This is a genomic window from Methylacidiphilum sp. Yel, assembly GCF_004421185.1.
GTDB lineage: Bacteria > Verrucomicrobiota > Verrucomicrobiia > Methylacidiphilales > Methylacidiphilaceae > Methylacidiphilum.
In genome coordinates this window covers 23442-43693 of record NZ_LXQB01000023.1, presented here as the reverse complement: position 1 = coordinate 43693, position 20252 = coordinate 23442, and the positions used below count along the sequence as shown (strand labels likewise).

General features: G+C 40.7%; 23 protein-coding genes. 19 read left to right on the top strand and 4 right to left on the bottom strand.

What is annotated here, in order from left to right; all coding sequences use genetic code 11:
• The first annotated feature begins 13 nt into the window (after window positions 1–13).
• Together A7Q09_RS04365 and A7Q09_RS04360 are read left to right on the top strand one after the other, a co-directional pair.
• Window positions 14–583 (top strand): nitrogen fixation protein NifQ, encoded by a 570-nt coding sequence (locus A7Q09_RS04365; protein WP_244228514.1) that lies wholly within the window; start codon window positions 14–16, stop codon window positions 581–583.
• A 34-nt stretch (window positions 584–617) separates the two neighbouring features.
• The gene (locus A7Q09_RS04360) at window positions 618–1475 is read left to right on the top strand and encodes a sulfurtransferase (RefSeq protein WP_134390077.1); all 858 of its coding nucleotides are present in this window, start codon (window positions 618–620) and stop codon (window positions 1473–1475) included.
• Window positions 1476–1648: 173 nt separating this feature from the next.
• On the opposite strand, the gene nifA is transcribed toward A7Q09_RS04360, so the two are convergent.
• Window positions 1649–3238 (bottom strand): nif-specific transcriptional activator NifA, encoded by a 1590-nt coding sequence (gene nifA / locus A7Q09_RS04355; protein WP_134390076.1) that lies wholly within the window; start codon window positions 3236–3238, stop codon window positions 1649–1651.
• Between the two features lie 165 nt (window positions 3239–3403).
• On the opposite strand from nifA, the gene erpA reads away from it, so the two are divergent.
• The 11 genes from erpA (at window position 3404) to A7Q09_RS04300 (ending at window position 10998) form a co-directional block, all read left to right on the top strand.
• Complete coding sequence (erpA, locus tag A7Q09_RS04350; protein WP_244228513.1) at window positions 3404–3805, top strand: iron-sulfur cluster insertion protein ErpA; 402 nt, start codon at window positions 3404–3406, stop codon at window positions 3803–3805.
• A gap of 28 nt (window positions 3806–3833) precedes the next feature.
• Window positions 3834–4163, top strand: coding sequence for an iron-sulfur cluster assembly accessory protein (locus tag A7Q09_RS04345; protein WP_166791919.1), 330 nt, complete (start codon window positions 3834–3836; stop codon window positions 4161–4163).
• Between the two features lie 185 nt (window positions 4164–4348).
• On the top strand, window positions 4349–4558 hold the full coding sequence (gene nifT / locus A7Q09_RS04340) for a putative nitrogen fixation protein NifT (RefSeq protein WP_009060111.1): 210 nt from the start codon (window positions 4349–4351) through the stop codon (window positions 4556–4558).
• A gap of 32 nt (window positions 4559–4590) precedes the next feature.
• Window positions 4591–5739, top strand: coding sequence for a DegT/DnrJ/EryC1/StrS aminotransferase family protein (locus A7Q09_RS04335; protein ID WP_134390074.1), 1149 nt, complete (start codon window positions 4591–4593; stop codon window positions 5737–5739).
• 13 nt (window positions 5740–5752) lie between these two features.
• Window positions 5753–5977: a hypothetical protein gene (locus A7Q09_RS04330; protein ID WP_134390073.1), complete on the top strand. Its 225-nt coding sequence runs from the start codon at window positions 5753–5755 to the stop codon at window positions 5975–5977.
• On the top strand, window positions 5967–6839 hold the full coding sequence (locus A7Q09_RS04325) for an SIR2 family protein (RefSeq protein ID WP_134390072.1): 873 nt from the start codon (window positions 5967–5969) through the stop codon (window positions 6837–6839). The genes A7Q09_RS04330 and A7Q09_RS04325 overlap by 11 nt, the downstream gene beginning before the upstream one ends.
• 158 nt (window positions 6840–6997) lie before the next feature.
• Window positions 6998–7363: a nitrogenase-stabilizing/protective protein NifW gene (gene nifW, locus A7Q09_RS04320; RefSeq protein ID WP_134390071.1), complete on the top strand. Its 366-nt coding sequence runs from the start codon at window positions 6998–7000 to the stop codon at window positions 7361–7363.
• A gap of 12 nt (window positions 7364–7375) precedes the next feature.
• Window positions 7376–8215 carry an electron transfer flavoprotein subunit beta/FixA family protein gene (locus tag A7Q09_RS04315; RefSeq protein WP_134390070.1) on the top strand — a complete coding sequence of 280 codons (840 nt, stop codon included), beginning with the start codon at window positions 7376–7378 and terminating at the stop codon, window positions 8213–8215.
• 82 nt (window positions 8216–8297) lie between these two features.
• Entirely contained in the window at window positions 8298–9422 is a 1125-nt protein-coding gene (locus tag A7Q09_RS04310) for an electron transfer flavoprotein subunit alpha/FixB family protein (protein ID WP_134390069.1), read from the top strand.
• Window positions 9419–10717: an FAD-dependent oxidoreductase gene (locus A7Q09_RS04305; RefSeq protein ID WP_134390068.1), complete on the top strand. Its 1299-nt coding sequence runs from the start codon at window positions 9419–9421 to the stop codon at window positions 10715–10717. The genes A7Q09_RS04310 and A7Q09_RS04305 overlap by 4 nt, the downstream gene beginning before the upstream one ends.
• Complete coding sequence (locus A7Q09_RS04300; protein ID WP_009060096.1) at window positions 10714–10998, top strand: ferredoxin family protein; 285 nt, start codon at window positions 10714–10716, stop codon at window positions 10996–10998. Before A7Q09_RS04305 ends, A7Q09_RS04300 begins: the two co-directional genes overlap by 4 nt.
• Before the next feature lie 268 nt (window positions 10999–11266).
• On the opposite strand, the gene A7Q09_RS11440 is transcribed toward A7Q09_RS04300, so the two are convergent.
• Window positions 11267–11524, bottom strand: coding sequence for a hypothetical protein (locus A7Q09_RS11440; RefSeq protein ID WP_134390067.1), 258 nt, complete (start codon window positions 11522–11524; stop codon window positions 11267–11269).
• Window positions 11525–11641: 117 nt separating this feature from the next.
• Window positions 11642–12337 (bottom strand): lipid-binding SYLF domain-containing protein, encoded by a 696-nt coding sequence (locus A7Q09_RS04290; RefSeq protein WP_134390066.1) that lies wholly within the window; start codon window positions 12335–12337, stop codon window positions 11642–11644.
• Window positions 12338–12530: 193 nt separating this feature from the next.
• Here A7Q09_RS04290 and A7Q09_RS04285 point away from each other — a divergent pair, with 193 nt between their 5' ends.
• The 5 genes from A7Q09_RS04285 to A7Q09_RS04265 all read left to right on the top strand — a co-directional run bounded on the left by A7Q09_RS04285 (window position 12531) and on the right by A7Q09_RS04265 (window position 16957).
• Complete coding sequence (locus A7Q09_RS04285; protein WP_134390065.1) at window positions 12531–14018, top strand: menaquinone biosynthesis decarboxylase; 1488 nt, start codon at window positions 12531–12533, stop codon at window positions 14016–14018.
• Window positions 14015–15028, top strand: coding sequence for an NAD-dependent epimerase/dehydratase family protein (locus tag A7Q09_RS04280; RefSeq protein ID WP_134390064.1), 1014 nt, complete (start codon window positions 14015–14017; stop codon window positions 15026–15028). Before A7Q09_RS04285 ends, A7Q09_RS04280 begins: the two co-directional genes overlap by 4 nt.
• Window positions 15029–15562: 534 nt before the next feature.
• Window positions 15563–15925: a hypothetical protein gene (locus A7Q09_RS04275; protein ID WP_134390063.1), complete on the top strand. Its 363-nt coding sequence runs from the start codon at window positions 15563–15565 to the stop codon at window positions 15923–15925.
• Window positions 15898–16416, top strand: a complete 519-nt coding sequence (locus A7Q09_RS04270; RefSeq protein ID WP_134390062.1) for a hypothetical protein — start codon at window positions 15898–15900, stop codon at window positions 16414–16416. The genes A7Q09_RS04275 and A7Q09_RS04270 overlap by 28 nt, the downstream gene beginning before the upstream one ends.
• Window positions 16417–16486: 70 nt before the next feature.
• Complete coding sequence (locus tag A7Q09_RS04265) at window positions 16487–16957, top strand: DUF6941 family protein (RefSeq protein ID WP_244228511.1); 471 nt, start codon at window positions 16487–16489, stop codon at window positions 16955–16957.
• Window positions 16958–17019: 62 nt separating this feature from the next.
• Here the strand turns inward: A7Q09_RS04265 and A7Q09_RS04260 are convergent, their stop codons facing one another.
• Window positions 17020–19128, bottom strand: a complete 2109-nt coding sequence (locus A7Q09_RS04260; RefSeq protein ID WP_134390060.1) for a quinol:electron acceptor oxidoreductase subunit ActD — start codon at window positions 19126–19128, stop codon at window positions 17020–17022.
• A 194-nt stretch (window positions 19129–19322) separates the two neighbouring features.
• Between A7Q09_RS04260 and A7Q09_RS04255 the strand changes: the two genes are divergently transcribed.
• Window positions 19323–20213, top strand: a complete 891-nt coding sequence (locus tag A7Q09_RS04255; RefSeq protein ID WP_134390059.1) for a 5'-3' exonuclease H3TH domain-containing protein — start codon at window positions 19323–19325, stop codon at window positions 20211–20213.
• The last annotated feature ends 39 nt before the right edge of the window (window positions 20214–20252 follow it).

Here is a 20252-nt window from a genome sequence, read left to right as displayed (position 1 = left end):
TTGAAAGAAGCTTATGATGATGGATATATGTCTACAAAATCAACCTTTAAAAAAGAAAGACTGTGATATTCCTTACAATCTCCTGCGACTCTTGAAGAAGAGCGTTGATTATGTCCTGTGGAAATTTGGTTCTGCAAATAGTGATCCATTTATTCCTGGTCTTGGTTTGCCAAAAGAAGAACTATCAAAAATGGCAGTTTTTTTTGAAATGAATCTGATTTGTTCCAGGGATGGCAATTTAGGGACTTATCTAGAGCTGTACGAAGAACACAAAATGCTTGTTCAATTGTTTCTTCGTTACCGCAATTATTTTGGGGAGGTATCCTTGTGGATAGCCCACCTCCTTGCAACGGCCTCTCTGGGAGACAATCATCTTTGGCAGGATCTTGGCTTAGAGAGTAGAAAAGAGCTTGGGAGAATCTTAGAAGCTTTTTTTCTTCCTCTTTTCAGCTCCAATAGAGAAGATATGCGCTGGAAGAAATATTTTTATAGAAAATTATGCGAAGAAGAAGGAATCTTTGTATGTAAAGCTCCAAATTGTAAAGACTGTTTGGATAGACCGCTTTGTTATGGTCCAGAATGAGAAACAACCCAATAATATGGAATGGAGGTAGCTTATGAGTACTGGTTATGTGTTTGAGGAGAAGATAGTAGAAATAGAATGGCTTGCGCAAAATTTAAATTCTCTTGCTCCGGATATTCGGATTATTGAAAGCAACGAAGACGTGTTGCTTTATGATACGGGACATATTCCTGGAGCCGTACATATCGATTGGCGCAAGGATTTACAAGACCCAATCATTCGTGATTATATTTCTGCGGAAAAGTTTGCTGAACTTTGTTCCCGTAATGGCATAACTCCTCATACGACCTGTATATTTTATGGGGATAAATCTAACTGGTGGGCTTGTTATGCGCTGTGGGCCTTTGAATTGTTTGATCATAAAAAATCGAAAATCCTTAATGGGGGCCGAGACAAATGGATTAAACTCGGTCTTCCTCTAACGAAAGAAAAACCTTCTTTTGAAAGGACTCATTATCCAGTCCCCTCCAAAAGAATGGATGAAGACATTCGGATCTTTTATAATGGCGTGCTCGATTTTTTAAAGGCGAAGGGTCCGCTGATTGATGTACGTAGTCCAGGGGAATATTCTGGAGAGCTTCTTCACATGCCTGAATATCCACAAGAAGGGGTGTTACGTGGAGGTCACATTCCAGGGGCCAAAAGTGTTCCTTGGAAAACGGCGGTAAAAGAAGACGGCACATTTAAATCTATTGCTGAGCTGCGAGACATTTATGAAAAACAAGCTGGATTAGATCCTGAAAAAGAAACAGTCGTATATTGTCGCATAGGCGAGCGTTCTAGCCATACCTGGTTTGTATTGAAGTACTTATTGGGTCATAAAAATGTAAAAAATTATGACGGTTCCTGGACGGAATGGGGGAACAAGGTGGGCGCTCCGATAGAGCGCTGAGTAAAGAGTTAGTTCTTTTTTTCCCCCTTTCTATACAGTTAGTTTTGATGCTAGAACTACTCTAAAGCGCTGATTTGCTTGTAGATGAGGAAAGAAGACATCTTTTGGGAGCATAATTATCATGGTAATGATAGCAGGCTCTTTTATCTCTAGGCAAATGAACCTTTCTTTATTTAGAATTTTTTGATTGCTATTCCGTATTTTTTCAGAGCATAACCAAGCTGTCTGGGGGTAATGTTTAGCAGACGTGCTGCTTTAGCTTGTACCCAACCACATTTTTCCATTGCTTGAATGATTTTTTCCTTAGGATCATCAGATACCAATGGACTGTAAAAAGAAGATCTATGGGGTTCTTCTTTGTGAAAAGTCTCTTCGGTAGAAGAGATGATGGGGGTGGAGACCACATGTAAATCTTTTTTCCATAAAATGGGAGAGGAACATTGGTTTCTACGGCAGGCAACGTCCAGTTCTTCAATCCAGTTATTCTTTGAATTGGTTGCGGCTCTTTCCAGACAATTTTCTAATTCCCTTACATTCCCTGGCCAATGACAATTGATTAAAAGATTAAGGGCTTCAGGAGTAATTTTTAATTTTCTATTCAAATCCTTCCCGATTTTGTTCAAAATATGCTCGGCCAACAGAGGGATATCTTCTTTTCGCTCTCGTAAAGGCGGCAGAAAGATAGAAACCACGTTTATCCGAAAATAAAGATCGGCTCGAAATTCTCCTTTAAGCACAGCATCTTCAAGATTTTTGTTTGTGGCCGTGATGACCCTAACATCCACTCGAATCGTTTTGTTCCCTCCCACTCTTTCAAATTCTCTTTCTTGGAGGACCCGTAGCAGCTTCACTTGAACAGCCGGTGATATATCCCCTATTTCGTCCAGGAATAAGGTGCCGCCATGGGCCAGTTCGAACCGACCTTTTCTTTCGAAAAGGGCGCCGGTAAAAGCTCCTTTTTCATGACCGAAAAGTTCTGATTCAAGGAGGGTTTCTGGCAGAGCAGAACAGTTTACTTTAATAAAAGGCCCCTCTTTTCTAGGACTGAGATAATGAATTGTACGGGCAATCACCTCTTTTCCTGTGCCGCTTTCTCCACGAAGTAAAACAGTAGAACGAGAGGGAGCTACATGATAGACAAGATCTAGCACGGCTTGCATCTGCTTGCTCTGGCCTATAACTCCGTTGGCATTTCTTGTCTTAAATGCGTCGTGTTTAAAACGATAGGAACTAGCTTCTAACTTCTCTTGAGCCTCTTGGGACAAGGAGCCCTCCATGCAGAGTTTTATTTTTTGCCCAAAAAGATTAGCAGCTAAACTAAGAATTTGAGTAGTTTCTGAAAGGGAATCAAGCGCTGATTCCCTTTTTCTGTCACAAACCAAAACGCCTAAACATTCTCTTTCGGATCGGATTGGGATGCAAAAAAGAGAAAGAGGGTTTTCTGCGCACTCATTGGGCTTGATTTCCTCATTGGAGTAAAGCTCTGCATAGAGATCTGGAATGACAACAGGAAACCCATTTTTAAAGATCTGTTCAATAAAGGATTGGTAAAATGAAGTATGCTCCAGGGGGTCGAATATTCCATAAGAGGCTAAAATCTGAGGATTTTGAGCTTCTTTGATAAATATTACCGTTCTAAGCAATTTTAAATTTAAACTTAAAATTTTTAAAGATTCTCTTAATAACTTTTCTAATTGAGAATGCGAAGAAGCCAGTATTTTGCTGATTTCATAGATGGTAACCAATTCACCATTTTTTTTCATGATCCTTGAATTCGATTGGGGAGCTTTCTTTTTTTTAAAGCAAAGGCTGTGCCATATAAATTGTCATAATTGCTCAACCAAGGTACTCAATTTTTAGAAACGCAAGTCCATTCGCATAGGAACTTTTGGCATGATTCATGCTCAAAAAAAGAAAAAGGAGAACATATGAAAAGAACTTCGGAAAAAAGTGTCCAGGACCTTTTGGACAATGCAGCTGAAAACCAAAGGCGGCGTATTGAACTAACAGAAGCAGCCCTACAAAAAATAAAATCCTTAATTGAGGAAGAGCGGGACAAAGAACTCAAGCTAAGAATTTTTATTACTGGAGGTGGTTGCTCAGGTTACCAATATAATTTTGCCTTTGATCGAGAGATCGAAGAAGGGGATATCCTTTATGAAATGGGGGGAGTTTCTCTTGTGATCGATCCACAGAGTCATATGTACTTGAGAGGTGCACAGATCGATTATGAAGAAAATCTCGAGGGTGCCCGTTTTGTCATCCATAATCCAAATGCGGGATCTACCTGCAGTTGCGGATCTTCGTTTTCAGCAAATTGTACTCCATAAAATCAAACAAAAAAGGGAGGCGATTGCCATGGCTATTTCCATAACCCAAAGCGCCCAGGAGAAGCTAGCGAAGGCGTTGTTGGGGAAAAAAGATTCTGTTGCCTTAAGGCTGGCGGTAGTGCGTTCAGGCTGTGCTGGTTTTTCTTATCGATTGGATTATGTTCGGCAGATTGAATCGGAGGATACTGTGTGGGATTTTCCTGGGGGAAAACTAGTGGTGGATAAGGAATCTTTCAAACTGCTGGATGGTCTTGTGCTTGATTATATTAAGGATCCTTTTAAGGAACGGTTCGTTTTTAATAATCCGAAGGCGACGGGAAGTTGTGGTTGTGGAGAAAGTTTCAGTGTTGCTAAGTGAGTTGAGAAAAACAAAATTGTTTGTTTTTCGACAATCGCAACTTCATTAGCTAAAAGAGACTGTATCAAGCTTAAGGTTGTGGTTGAATGTAGGGGTTTGTTCCTTAATGGAGAGATTTAAAAGTTTTTTCCTCTTGCTTAAGTTGGCATCTTCCTTGCTATCAAAAACTAAGAAATCTTCTATCGATGAAAATCATGCTTAGAAAGAAGGAAGCTGGTGAAATAACGATTTATATCGCAAAAAAAGATTTGGAGGAACCGATCATCAGCTCTGACAAAAAAGAGTTGTTTGGAGGCGTTGTTACACTTGCCAATGGGATGAAATTTCTTCTGCCTGAAATGCCTCCAGATACAAAATTGCCTATAACCCTGGAAGCGCGAAAGATTGAAGGCTAAATCCTTGGACTTTGTATTTCTTGAGAAAAATAATGAAGGCAAAATCGATAAAGTTTTCAGATCCTGATATGACCAATCAAGAGCTAGAGGTGTTGTATCGGATCCTTAGCTCAAATGAACTTAGCGAAGGATCTGAAATAGAATTATTTGAAAGAAGTTTTACACAGTATGTTAGCAGAAAATTTGGCGTTAGTTTTTGCAGTTCTAAAGTTGCTTTTTTCCTCTGTTTAAAGGCTCTTGGCTTAAAGAAAGGGAGTGAAGTTATTCTTTCAGCCGCATCTTGGCGGGATCTTGGTCAGGTTTTGCTTTGGGCAGAGCTTACCCCGAAGTATGTGGACATCGATTATTGGTCTATGGAAATTGATCCAGCAAAAATAGTAAAAGCTCTGAGCCCAAAGACCAAAGCGCTCGTTGGATTGAACCCAAATGGTCATCCTGCCAATTGGTCCGCACTAGAAAAAATAGCAAAGGAAAATTCTCTTTATCTGATAGAGGATGCAACCGAATCGATTGGATCGGTTTATCAAGGCAAAATTGTCGGTTCCTTTGGCATCCTATCGATTTTCGATTTTTCACAACCTTCAGCTCTTCTGACAGGCAGGGGAGCCATGGTGGTGACGGATTCAGAGGAACTCGCCTTTCACCTTAGAATGATGAGAGAGAGAACGGCTGAGGAAAGAAAATCAGTTGTCAAATCAAGACTACCTTCTTTAGGTTGTTCGATGAGCAATCTAGAAGCTGCTCTTGGTTTAGCTCAATTGAATAGAATCGATACTATTTTACAAAAAAGAAAGGATGTAGAAGCATTTTATACGCAGCTTCTCTGTGGTTTTGAGGGAATAAAAGATCCCTATGTTTCACCAGAAGCTACGGAGGTTCATTGGTTTACTTATGTTGTACATTTGGGTACAAGGTTTTCCCGATCTAGCAGAGATGCTATTATTGAAGATCTAAAACGGGAGAATATAGAAGCTTTTCCTTATTGTTATCCTTTGCATACCTCTAGTTGGGCAATGGAAAGTGGGGTGTATAAGGGGATGTTGCCGATGAGCGAACGAGTAGCCGATAGAACCATCGCCTTGCCTTTCCATGGGCTATTAGATTTTGAACAAGTTGCTTGTATTGTCAAAACCCTTAAGGATGCTTCCTTGAATGTAGGGGCTGGAGCCGCTATTTACTGAAAAGAGAGCTACGATGAATGAACGACCTCTTATAGTTCATGTGCGATTTGGGCCGGATGGTGGGGTAAGGGAGATTTCTGAAAGACCTTTCAATGTATCGGCACAAGACTGGTTTTACTTTCTTTGGGGAAAAGCTGGGGATAAATTCCAAGCCTTGTCTGGTGGGAGAGGTATTTTCAGGCTTTCGAGGGAATATTTAGAAAAGCTGAAAAAGGAAAAGGAAACCGATGGAAAATGAAACGAACAAAATTGAAAGGGATCTAGAAGAGATTGTAGCATTTATGGCATTGGGGAAAGTCGTTCCATTCCTAGGACCGGGTATTTTAGGATTTAGCAAGAACGCAGAATCTGTTCCTCAAAGTCCTGAAATGCTTGCTGAAAGACTAGCTGCATTGGTTGCAGTCCCTTCCAGAATAAGAAAAAACCTTTGGAGTGCCAGCCAGTACATTGAAAATTATAGGCATAGAAAAACATTAAAAACTCTTTTAAGCCAGATATTTGATGCTGAGTTGGAACCAAACGATCTGCAACGATGGGTGGCTCGAATCCCCCAACTTCCCCTGGTGGTGGATGTTTGGTATGATGCTTCTTTTAGCGTTGCTTTGAGAGAAGAAAGGCAATCTTGGGGACAGATTCAAGGAGTAAGTCAGGCAGAATACCCTGGGAACTGGGTAAAAGCTTACGATTGGAAAGACAGGGAGGTTGGAATGGACGCAGCCTTTGTATGGCAAACCGTCCTTTACAAGCCACTAGGCTCAGTAAAACCTCAAAAAAATTTCATAATATCTGATTCAGACTATGTTGAAGTCTTGACAGAAATAGACATCCAGACTCCTATTCCAGATCTGATAAAGGAATTAAGAAAAGACAAGCATTTTCTTTTTTTAGGTTGCCGGTTCCAAAGCCAAATCGAAAGGACATGGGCCAGACAGATCATTAAAAGATCTTCTGCTGCTCACTGGGCAGTTCTTACTAGTCCCCTAACAAAAAACGAAACGCGGTTTCTTATCGAACAAAACATAAAACAGCTAGATCTGCCACTGGATGTTTTTGCGCATAAACTTTTTGCTTCCCCCTCATTTGCTTTGCCTTTGTCATAATGGGGTATATATCCAGCCAGGCCTGGGCTAAAATGTAAGAAAATTAACAGAAATGAAAGGTCTTGTTCGCATGCTAAATTTTCTCCCAGAGTGACATCCTGCAAGCAACTATTGGCATGATAACTGCTAAAAGGAACTCAGAAAGAACAGGAAGTGCAATGGCTGAAGCTATTTTGAAACAGATGGAAAAACTCGAAGCAGCCGAAGATTTCTTTAAATTGTTTGAGGTTCCCTATGATCTAAGAGTGCTTAGGGTCTATAGGCTCCATATCCTGCAAAGATTTCATGATTATATAGCTGAGGCCTCTTTAGATATCTCTTCGAAAACGGATGAGGAGATCAAGCAATCTTATGCTGAGCTCCTTGCTAGGGCCTACGAAGATTTTGTCCATTCTACTGCCCAGAATGAAAAGGTTTTTAAAGTATTTAAAGAGCAGGGGAATCATCTGCCACAGAAAGCCATTCAATTTGTATCCATTGATACATTGGTAGGGAAGGAGAAACTCAAAAGGAAAACACAATAAAGAAATGTTTTTATGCATGTAGTCATTCTTGTAAAACAAGTTCCAGATTCAAGCCAGATTAGAGTCCATCCTCAGACAGGAACGATTATGCGCCAAGGTGTACCGGCAATCCTCAATCCATATGATCTATTTGCTCTTGAGAAAGCTTTGGAATTGAAGGATGCCTATGGCAGCTTTTTGACGGTTCTTTCCATGGGGCCTTTACAGGCAGAGGCAGCGTTGAGAAAAGCCCTTTCTTATGGAGCCGATGAGGCGATCCTCTTGTCGGATAGGGCCTTTGCAGGATCCGATACGCTGGCCACTTCTTATGCGTTGGCAGCGGCGTTAAAAAAAATCGATTCCTGTCGGAAAATCGACATCGTTTTTGCTGGCAAGCAAACAATTGATGGGGATACAGGACAGGTTGGACCAGGAGTGGCTAGACGACTTGGATTGCAGCTGTTGACCTATGTCCAAGAAATCAAGCATATCGATTATGAAAAAAAGAAAGTTTTGGTACACCGAAAAAGTGAAAAGGGCATTCAGGTTGTCTCCTCACAATTACCCTGTTTGATGACGATTCTTGATGGCCACAGCGCTATCCGTTATGCCTCCTTGCCCAATATGATTCGTGCTGCTAAAGCCCCTGTAAAAATTTGGAATAGGATGGATGCAGGGATTGAAGATATATCAAAGATTGGTCTTAAGGGATCCCCAACAGTGGTAGGCAAGGTATTTGCTCCTCAAAGTTCGAGAGGTCCAGCGGAAATGATGGAAGGGGAGGAGCCAGAGGTGCTGTGCTCTATTCTATTAGAAAAGCTTTTCAAAAAATATCCAGAAGTGGAAAAAGAAGTCCTTCAACAAGTTCGGTAGCCAAAGAAAAGGAAAGAAAGAAGAGGGTAAGAAGGCCAACTGCGGCTTTAAAAGAACTAAACAGTGCAATAAAGATGAGGCTATGAGTGAGATGGAGGAGAAACCAAAAAATCAGAAAAGAAAGAAGCTCAGTCTAGATCCAAGACTTTCTGAATACAGAGGTATCTGGGTTTTTATCGAACAGGAAGAGGCAAAGGTACATCCTGTGGGTTGGGAATTATTAGGGAAAGCTCGCATTTTAGCTAAATTTTTAGAAGTCGATGTAGGTGCAGTCGTCTTTGGTGGCAATCAGGCAGTAGTCGATACAATCAGTAAGGATGCTGTTGCTTATGGTGCGGATATTGTCTATCAAGTGGTTGATCCCTCTCTTGCTGATTATCGCAGCGATCCGTTTACAGAATGCTTGGTGCAATTGGTCAAAAAATATAAACCGGAAATTCTTCTGCTTGGGGCTACCTCTTTGAGCAGAGATTTAGCTAGCAGTGTGGCTACGTTTCTTGAAACGGGACTGACTGCTGACTGCACCGAGCTGACTATAGACCTAGAAAATCGTAGCTTAGAAGCCACAAGACCGACTTTTGGTGGTAGCCTTCTTTGTACAATTTTAACCCTTAATTACAGGCCGCAAATGGCAACGGTAAGACCTGGAGTCTTCCCTATCCCTTTACCTAATACTGACAGGAAGGGAACGATTATAAGAGAACAGTTACAGTTGAATGAAGCAAACTTTATTACGAAAGTCTTAGGCTTTATTCCTGATCCATACAAAGCTTCTGAGAAGCTGTCCCGGGCCGATGTGGTGATTGGGGGGGGAAGAGGATTAAAACAAGCGAGTCATTTTTCTCTTTTAAGAGAACTTGCTATGCTATTAGGTGGGGAAGTGGGAGGCACTAGACCGGTTGTTCAAGCAGGTTGGTTGGAAGCCGAAAGACAAATAGGGCAAACGGGCAAGACCATAAGGCCCAAGGTCTATATAGCGGTAGGAATTTCTGGTGCTGTTCAGCATCGGGTAGGAATTGAAAAAGCAGGAATGATTGTTGCTATTAATAATGATCCGAACGCTCCAATTTTTGACTATGCAGATATTGGCATTGTTGGCGATTTTCTTGAAATTATTCCTGCTATGATCCGGGTTGTGAAAAATAAAATTTCCTCAACGTATGACTGTCTAAAGAAACAAGGGGTTGGAAAGGCTGAAGAGCTATGAAAGAAAAATACGATTGTATCATTGTTGGTGCTGGACCAGGGGGCACGGCTGCAGCCTATACATTAGCTAGCAATGGACTCAATGTAATTCAGTTGGAGCGGGGGGAGTATCCCGGTTCTAAGAATGTGCAAGGAGCGGTGTTGTATGCCAATTCTCTGGAGAAAATTATTCCAGATTTTCGTATGGATGCCCCACTTGAGCGTTTTCTTGCCGAACAACGGGTGTGGATTATTGACAAAGATGCCTATGTTGGGACCACCCACCGGACAGCTGCATTGAATTGGGATAATGCCGATAGGTATACTATTTTGCGAGCGCCATTTGACAGATGGTTTTCGAAAAAAGCACAAGAAGCAGGAGTGCTTTTGATTTGTGAGACGACGGTGCTTGATCTGATTAAAGAAAAGGAGCGGGTGGTCGGAGTAAGAACAGACAGAGAAGATGGAGAGCTCTATGGAGAAGTGGTTATACTGGCGGATGGGGTGAATTCGATGCTCGCCAGAAAAGCGGGATTCAGAAAAGAGATAGTGGCCAAAGAAGTTGCTCTTGGAGTAAAGGAAACCATTTTTATTCCCCAAGAAATTTTAGAAAACCGTTTTGGCCTAGTAGATAATCAAGGGGTGGCTATTGAAATGCTAGGAGCCATCACTCGAGGAATGCTCGGTACAGCTTTTCTTTATACTAATAAAGAATCTATATCCATTGGGATTGGTTGTTTATTGGCCGATTTAAAGAAAGAGAAAATCCCACCGTTTGAACTTCTAGAGTCTTTGAAAAACCATCCAGCAGTCAAACCATTGATCGTTGGAGGAGAGGTTAAAGAATATTCGGCTCATTTGATACCAGAGGGAGGATATCATGCAATGCCACAAATTTATGGGGAAGGCTGGATGATTGTTGGTGATGCAGCCATGTTGGTTAATTCTATTCATAGAGAAGGATCGAATCTAGCTATGGAATCAGGGAGGTTGGCTGCCGAAACGGTCATTGAAATTAAAAAGAAAAACGCCAGATTTAATAAGATGAATTTGGTTCTTTATAAAGAAAAACTCGAAAAGAGTTTTGTCCTGAAGGACCTCAGGAAGTACAAGAATTTTCATGCTGTGATTGGAAAAAATCGGCATTTTTTGACCACCTATCCAGAAATTATGAATGTTTCTCTGTTCTCTCTTCTTCAAGTGGATGGAGTAGATAAGAGAACGAAGGAAAGAGAGACGATCAAAAATATCCTAAAGAAAAGATCGGTTTCAGGTATTCTTCAAGACGCAATTCAGCTATGGAGGGCTACAAGATGATTCAGATTGAGGAAAAACTCTACCAGAATCGCTATCGAGTGGATGAAGGCAGGCCTCATATTAAAATAAAGAATCGAGAAACCTGCACACTCTGTTATGACAAAAGTTGTACGGTTCTTTGTCCAGCCGGCTGCTATAGGAAGAATGAGACGGAAGAGGTGACATTGATTACTGACGGCTGTCTGGAGTGTGGCACTTGTCAGATCATCTGCATGGAGCATAAAAATATCCAATGGGAATATCCTAGAGGTGGCTTTGGGATCCTCTATAAGTTTGGATGAGCCCTGCCAGTATTTGAATAAACTATTAGCACCTGGTCTAATTGACACATGAGCAATGCTGTTCTGAACAAAGCTAAGCCAATGCTGCAGCAGAGTAAGTAGCCTAAGTTGCATTGGGAGGTTCCTGCTGGCGACTTCCCTGCATAGATCATTCCACAAACAAACCAAGCGTATCCCTCCCCTTTTCTGCAACGCAAGCGCCTAGTTGAATGCGAATCGGCACAAGCTTACAAAGCAGCGTATTTGCTGCCCTTGTAGACCATTGGCATCAATTCGTATTGGAAGGCTGGAATGCATTGGATGACTCCATCATACCTCTTGGTCTAGGAGTGATGACAATGCTATTGGGCAGTTGAGGATACTGCCTTTTCAAGATAGATGTCCTGTTGGGCTTTGTGCCAAAATATCGTCCTAGAGTGTTCGATGGCAGGGCTATCAGCCGGTTGCGCGCAATCTTTGCCAAGGTTGCACCAACTTCTAGGCACCACTGATCGAAAAAAACGGCAAGGATGGTCACTTCTACCATTTGGTAGAATCCCCGCCCAAAGTCACCGTCCTACTTAAAATTGTATTAAAATAACAAATTATTTAATTTTACTGCTAAGAGTTTCCTTATTATAGGAGAACTCCTTAAGGTAATAACTTATCCTTTTTTATGAGAATAAGGGGCATTGAGAGCTTCGATAAGTTTTTTGGCTCCTTGAGGCACTGGAACCTTTCCACTCAGAATTTCTGAAGCACTAAGATCTTTGTGGTAATATCTTTTGTTAGTGTCTTTGGATTCTGCTATATCAAGACCGCTTAAGGCAAGTCCTCCAAAGAATCCTTTACTCCTCTTATAAACATATATATGAGATTTAGGCTTGTGCTCAGATTCGGTGGTTGGTCCAGCAATTCCTTCCATTTCTCCTTTTAGTTTAAATTTCCCACCCTTGGCAAAGGTGTTGACTGCCTTTTTGGTATTCATAATAATAACATAATGGGTTGTTTCACCTCCAGCTTGCAGTCCAAAGCCCATACCAGAGGCTGAAATGGCCGAAGGAGCGGTCCAACTGTTTCCTTTCCTAGCGACAACTAACCCATGGCCACTTTCTCCGCTAAAAATAAAACCCGCTTCCGAAACCCTTAGCACTGCAATGCCCTTTGCATTGTTGAAAACAGATTGAGGAATCCCATTTTTGGGGTCTCTTTTGAATTCTTTAATGACAGCGGTAGAATGGTCAATGGTCCGTTGAAAATCCCAGGATGCCCAAGCTGGTGCTGTCGAAAAAAACAAGCTTAATAACAAAAACAGGCTCGCAGGGATAACTCCTCTGTTGCCTATTGAAAAAAGTTTCATATAAATTCCTCCTCGATAATTCCTTTTTAATTTTTTTTTTAATAGTATAATGAATAGACTGACTTAATTTTTTTTAAATAACAAAGTCTTTGAGATCAAGGAAAAACTTTAAAAAAGCCTATCGTTCAAGGATATTTTTCTTGTTGATAAAAAAGTAAGACTGAACAAACCATTCTAATGTTTTAACTTCCTTATGCCTATTCATAATTTTGATCAATTCGTTCAAAAACTTGAAGAAGCAGGAGAACTTATTCGGATCAGCGAGCCGGTGCACACTGAACTAGAAATAACTGTGCTTGCTGATCGAGAAATGAAAAGTCCTGGGGGAGGATATGCGCTTCTTATTGAAAAACCCATTTTATCAAAAGGTAAAATTTCCCGTTTTCCACTTTTAATCAATGCTTTTGGATCCTGGAAAAGAATGGAGATTGTCCTAGGCCGAAAGCTCACTGAGGTGGTGGAGGAGATCGAGAGTCTTCTGAAACCCGAAGGACCCAAAAGCATCTTTGAGGGCTGGAAAATGATCCGTAAAGGGATCGATTTTTTTAAATCCCAGCCCCGACAGGTCGGATTGGCTCCGTGTCAAGAAGAAGTGGTACTTCTAGAAGATGAGAATCCTCCCATGGGGCTACTGGATCTCCCATGTTTAAAATGTTGGCCTAAAGATGGAGGGGCCTATATAACCCTTCCACAAGTCTTTTCCGTAGATCCCTATACTGGGAAAAGAAATGTAGGCATGTATAGGATTCAAATATTTGATCAAAAGACAGCCGCCATGCATTGGCAAATCCATAAAGTTGGGGCACGACATGGCCAGGAATATGCCAAAGAAGGAATACAAATGCCCGTTGCCATTTGTTTAGGAGGGGATCCGCTCATGACTTTTGCCGCTACAGCCCCTCTCCCCGACGGTTTGGATGAGGTGATATTTGCAGGATTTTTAAGAAAGGAAGGCATTCCTATGGTCAAATGTAAAACAATCGAACTGGAGGTGCCCGCAGAATCGGATATCGTTATTGAAGGAGTAGTTGATCCACTGGACTTAAGGCCTGAAGGACCGTTTGGAGATCATACAGGGTTTTATACCCCTGTAGACTTATATCCTGTTTTTCATGCCAGAGCCATAACGTTTCGGAAAAAAGCAGTCTTTCCTGCAACGATAGTTGGAAAGCCGCCAATGGAAGATTATTATCTGGGGACAGCTAGTCTGAAGTTGTTTTTGCCACTATTAAAGATGAATTTTCCTGAAATTGTCAATATTGCACTGCCACCGGAAGGAGTGTTTCACAATTTGTTGTTTGTATCGATCAAAAAACAATATCCTTATCAGGCTTATAAAGTGATGCATGGATTATGGGGCATGGGGCAGATGATGTTTTCCAAAATCATTATCGTTGTGGATGAAGATGTTGACGTTGAAAATACTTCTGAAGTACTTTTTCATCTTTGTGCAAATGTTGATCCAGAAAGGGACTTTTTGTTTACTCGTGGCCCATGCGACAGTTTAGATCATGCTCAGTCCGTAGCCAATATTGGATCGCATGTCGGAATAGATGCGACAAAAAAGCTTCCCGCTGAAGGCTATAAAAGAGTCTGGCCAGAAAAAATAACAATGCCTCAAGAGTTTATTAAAAAAGTTGAGGAAAAATTTCCAAGAAAATTAGAAAGAAGTTCCCCATGAAGAAAATATTTGTCACAGGGGCGGCAGGCTTTTTGGGTTTTTCTACAGCCAAGCGTTTGCTTGAATCTGGTCATCAGGTTGTTGCCATTGATAATCTCAATCCATACTATTCGGTCAAACTTAAGGAAGCTCGACTTGCTATCCTCAAGCAATATAGTGCTTGCCAATTTGAAAGAGTGGATTTAATGGAGAAAAAAAAAATTGAGGAAATCTTTGGTTGGTTCAAACCAGAATGTGTCATTCATTTTGCTGCTCAAGCCGGCGTAAGATATAGTCTGAGGAATCCTTATTCTTATGTTGAATCGAATGTCTCCGGAATGGTTCCTATTCTAGAATCTTGTCGGAAATATGGAGTCTATCATTTTCTTTTAGCAAGCTCTAGTTCCGTTTATGGAATGAATCGGCAAATCCCCTTTAAAGTAAGTGATCCTGCCGATCATCCTGTAAGTATTTATGCAGCCACGAAAAAGGCAGCTGAGCTGATTGCCCATGCCTACAGCCATCTTTTTTCTATTCCCGTTAGTTGTATGCGCTTTTTCACTGTTTATGGCCCATGGGGAAGGCCTGATATGGCTTATTATAAGTTTGCTCAATCCATTTTTCTCAATAAATCGATCGATGTGTATGGAGAAGGCAAACTTAAAAGGGATTATACCTATGTCGATGATGTAGTTGAGGCTATTATTCGATTGATGGATCGAGCGCCCCAAAGGCAACGGGAATTCCAGATAGATGGAATGGATCCTTCAGTAAGCACCGCTCCGTTTCGAATCCATAATATTGGCAATCGTCATCCAGCGGAAGTTATAGATCTTGTTAAGCTTATTGAGAAATACATGGGTAAGAAGGCGACTATCCACTACTTGCCAATTCCTCCAGGAGACGTCGAGTTGACATACGCAGATACAAGCACTCTTGAAAAAGAGATTGGATATGCTCCTACAACTTCTCTTGAGGAAGGCATTTGTCGTTTTGTTGAATGGTTTTTGAAAGAAGGCTATCTTTTTTAAACTAAACTATTCCAGAATGAAAACAGGCATCAGTGGAAAATCGCTGGGGAGGTTCAAAAGCATTAATTAGAACGACTTAAATAAAGGTTTTGGAAAGAGAGGCTATAAGTCAGTCAGCTGAACTACCTTGGAGTAGCTAAGAGAGCAGAAAGATCGATTCATTCATGTTCATGATTATTATGTTTCACTTGTAAAACATCGCCACTACGCGGCGGCGCTATCCCTCCCCGCCTTGAAAGGCGGGGACTCCCGCGCAAATTTGTTGAACTATTCTCTTTCTCTCTGAACCGACAGCTTGTCTTGATCGACTTCCACAAAACTTGGTCAGCTTATCTGTCGCTATAGAATAAAAGAAGAAGATAATTTTTTTAAATTATTTTCTTAAGCATAATTGGTTGTAAATAAGGTTATATGTGTTACAAATAATTAAGGCATGATAGATAGGAAATAGACAAAAAAGAATGAATTATGGATTTTAGAAAGTTATTCGATACTTTTCTTTTCAAATTGCTTTATCTATGAAGGGGCAACTGTATGGATAATTCAGAAGATATTTGGGAAAGGATAAGGAAGGAGAGTCCATTTGACAAACCAGATCCTTATTTTTTAGAAAGGTTTAAAGCAAGGCTGCGTTCTGAAAAAATACAAAACGAGAAAAGAAGGCAATTGATTACCTTTCTTGCCAGTTTCTGCTTTGTTCTTATTTTTTCTGCAAGCTTATTAGCGGTCGGAAAAATTTGCATGCAATCCTGGATAAGAAACCAAGTTTTCAATTCTTTGGAAATAACGGTTGAATCCATGGTAGGAGATTTGAATCTGCTCTCCTTGGAAAAACCAGATATGATAGTTAGTAATACATCCGAAGAGCTATGGACAGAAGATATGTTTTCCTTTTAACAGTGGTAGTCGCTTTCGGAATACTAGAAGGCACTAGGAGTTCTGCAATAGCTCAAGTACTAAGCCGCAAAGAACCTTTAGTGCCATTATTATCTCAAGATGTGGAGATTCGCGAAAAAATTTTCGAAGTTCTTTATCTACCGGATGAAGACTTAATAAAAGAGCTTTTCAAATGGCCAAAGTTCAATCAAATGGATCTGGAAGAAAAAGGATGGTTTCTTCAACGTATTGCGATTATGCGTCAAAAGGTTAGACAATTAGCCAGATCGAAGGCAAGGCAACTTGGATTAAGTCTCAACGAAGAGCAGCTTAATGCATTCGAAAAAAGTTATTGGCACAAGAGATTGGAAATAGAAAAAAAGTTTATCGAAGAAACTGAAAATCGAAGAAAAGAGCTGGCTAAAGAGTTGGAAGATGCCCTCCAGAAGGAATTTTCTAACCTATCAACAAAATCCCTAATGGAACTGGAAGCGCATAACAAAAGTCATTGATCTTGAGGATTCAGTCTTTTTTATAAACTCTTCTGTTGCTTTCGCAAAGAAGTTTATCTAAAAATTGTCTGTGGAACAAGAACCCGCTCTTTGTCAGGCTATATTGTTTTCTGACTATGTTATTAGGGAAAAAGGAACTGATAGGCTTTCAATCATTAATTCTTTTAACAAACTTTATTTCCCTCATTTTCCATGTTTAACTCCTCCTTTTTTCCTTTCTATTTTCTTGACGCATCTCCGAGGTAAAATCGTTTCTCTTGATATTACTGCAAGAGTTGAAGATCCGCACTCAGGCCATGTGTTGGCTAGCTGCTCTGGAAAAATTGGATTTCCAGCTGATAGTCCTTTTATTGAAGAAACAACTATTCTTGATCTAACGCTGCCTGTGACTCCATTTTTGGTTACGCAGCAAGGCATCTACAGTGTCGTCATTCTTGTTAACAATGAAAAAATTGGAGAAAGGATTTTACCTGTCTTACTCTTGCCCCCAAGCTTTGGGGTTCATTCTGTGCTAAAACCTCCGCCTGCCCCTCTACAATAGTGGATCAGAAAAAGAAGGTGCAGACTCTTTAGTTTATTTTAGTTTTTGGCCAGAAAAATCACTTATTCTAAAATTGCATCTACTCCAATGGCACCTAGTCGAAAGAGAATAGTGAAAAGATTTGAAGAAAAAAGAGGGTCTGTTTTTTTAATTACAAGAAAAAAGCCATTATCCATGCCTCTTTCGTTGTACCTTTTCCATGAGAACAAAGGATGATAGAACTTAAAGAGTCCTCCACAGAATAATATCCCAAAAAAGGCTCCAAAGGAAGCAAAGAGGGCTGTTAGTTCAAAGAAAATGGGAACAAAAGTGGGTAGGCTAAAATATGGTTTTCCTTGAACGACTAAAGGATAAAAAAGATTCAGTAAGGAGCTGCTCGGCAGATGCTTCAGGAAGTCGGGCTTAGGTAATGAGATGGTACTGACAAGGAGCAAGGCTAAAAGAAAGCCAACGATGCCCCCCATTAAAACGATTCTAGAGACCCAGGATTTTTGAATGGGGCCTGCTTCGGTTAGTTCATGAAAAGGATAAGGACTATAAAGTTCAAAATGGCTAAAGCCTAAAAGTTTTAATTTTTTTGCTGCTTTACAGAGAAGCTCTGGAGAAGGGAATTCTGCCCCTAAGGCATACAGCTCTTTGTTTTCTTTTAACCCCTTTTCTTTCTCTCCACTAGAAGCTGAAAGGACAAGATCTTTTTGTTTTTCAGCTTCTCCTTGGAAAGGAGACTGGCAACTTTCTTCCAAAGAAAAAAAGTGGCTGTCTTTTTTGTGAACAAAAGGATGCACCAGTGTTTTGACTTCGAACATGGCAACAGAAGGAAGAAAGCGTAGAAAAAGAAGAAACAAAGTCAAAAAGAGCCCGATGGAGCCAATATAAAGGAGCACGTCGATGGCTGTAGGAACAAAAATCCTCCAAGAAGAAGGTAAAAAATCCCTGTGGAGCGAGATAATGATGATCACAAAACGTTCAAGCCACATCCCAACGTTAGCTAAAAGCGCTATAACAAAGAGAGAAAGGGGGTTAAAACGGATCTTTTTTATCCACAAAAATTGAGGGGCAATACTGTTACAAAAAAGCATAGACCAAAATGCCCAAAAATATGGCCCTTTAATTCGATTTAAAAAAGCATAGCGTTCGTAGGGATTGGCGCTATACCAAGCGGTGAAAAGTTCTATAAGATAGACGTATCCAACCATCGAACCGGTAGCCAAAAGCCATTTTCCCATCTGATTGATATGTTCAGGCAAAATTAATTCCTTGAGTTTTGGAATAAGGGCCCGACTGGGAATGATTAAAACCAGAATCATGGCAAATCCTCCAAATATGGCGCCGACACCGAAATAGGGAGGGAATATAGTTGCATGCCATCCAGGCAATATCGTCGAAGCAAAATCACAAGAAACAAACGAGTGGACCGAAAGGACCAGAGGAGTGAGAATACCTGCCAGGCAGAGATATCCCAGTTCATAATGGGTCCATTGGCTAGCAGACCCAAGCCAGCCTAAGGAAAGAATCGCCCATAGTTTCTTTTTGAAAGGTTTTGTTTCTTTTTCTCGTAGAGTCGCAAAATCAGGAATCATTCCAAGATACCAATAAAGCAGGGAGACTGTTAAATAGGTAAGGACAGCAAATACATCCCACATGAGTGCGGCTCTTAAGTTTTGCCAGATGCCAGCAGACCAAGGTACCGGAAAAAGATACCATCCCATCCATTGCCTTCCAATGTGAATGGCTGGGAAAATGGCACCACAAGCAACGGCAAAAATAGCCGAAGCTTCTGCTGCTCTGTTCACCGAGTTTCTCCATTTTTGACGGGATAAAAGCAAAATGGCTGAAATCAGTGTGCCGGCATGACCAATGCCTATCCAGAAAACGAAATCAACAATAGGCCAAGCCCATACGACAGGGGATTGATTACCCCACACTCCTATACCTGTTGAGATGACATAGACAATCGAAAAAAAAGCAAGAATAGCTACTGAAGCACTGATGCTAATTGTCCATCTCCACCAATTTCCCATGGGAGTGGATAGGATCGAATAAACAACCTCGCTAATAGAGCCAAGAGTTGCATGGGAGGGAAGTAAAGGAGGCCTTTCTAAACTCATTCCTCCGATTGTTCTCTCCTGCAAGCCAACCAATGGAAACTCGCGCGGAGGATTTCCATTCATTTTTATTTTTCCATTACAATTATTAATAATTAAAGAAAAATACGAAAAGAAAAACAAGACATATTTCTAATCCCTCAATTCGTGAATCTATTGGATCCTTCCTCAAGGTTTGCCTTAGAGGCGGATGCTTCTTTTCTTGTGTCTTTTGTTAAAAGAAGCTAGACAAAAGACTCTTTTCTAGTGATTTTTTAGAAATGCGTTTTCTTTTGGTCGATGGCTATTACTATGCATTTCGCTCCTTTTATGCTATGCCTTCTCTTTCTACTAGATCGGGAGAGCCGACTAATGCGATCTACGGACTGACTATTGTTATTCGAAGGATGCTTGCGGATCTACAACCCGACTTTGGAGCTGTGGTATTTGATGGTGGATTACCTGCTGATAGGTTAGCCTTAAGGTCAGATTATAAGGCGAATAGGCCTGAAATCCCTAATGCCTTAAAAGTCCAAATTCCCTGGCTTAAAGAACTTTTAAAAGCCCTTGGCCTTACTCCGATAGAGGTTGAAGGACAAGAGGCAGATGATGTCATTGCCACCTACACAAAAAAGGCAATTGAAAAAAATATTGATGTGGTTTTGGCGACCAATGATAAGGATCTTTTGAGTTTGATCGGACCGCATGTAAGTGTATATACTGTAGAAAGGAAAAAGTTTAGGCTTATCACAGAAAAAGACATTGAAGAAAAATGGTTAGTCCATCCATGGCAGCTACCTGATCTACTTGCCTTAACTGGAGACAGCGTTGACAATATCCCTGGTGTTCCTGGCATTGGTAAAAAAACGGCAGCAAAATGGATTAGTCGATACGGTTCTCTCTCTGCTTTACTTACTGCCAGTGATATTCCAGACAAACGGTTTGCCCAACTTATTGAAAAGAATAAAGAACTAATTTGGACCAATTATAAGATGCTTGAGTTAAAAAATGATATTCCCTTGCCTCTAACGATAGAAGAGCTTCGGATAAAGCCTAACTATGCTGAACAGGAGAGGCTTTTCAAACGGTTTGAATTTAAAAAGTTAGCTGAAACCCTAAAAGAACATCCAGAAAAAAAATCTTCAGAAAATACTGACATATTATTTGGATAAAAAACTGAGTATACTGGTTGAGCAGGGGATAGTTTTTTC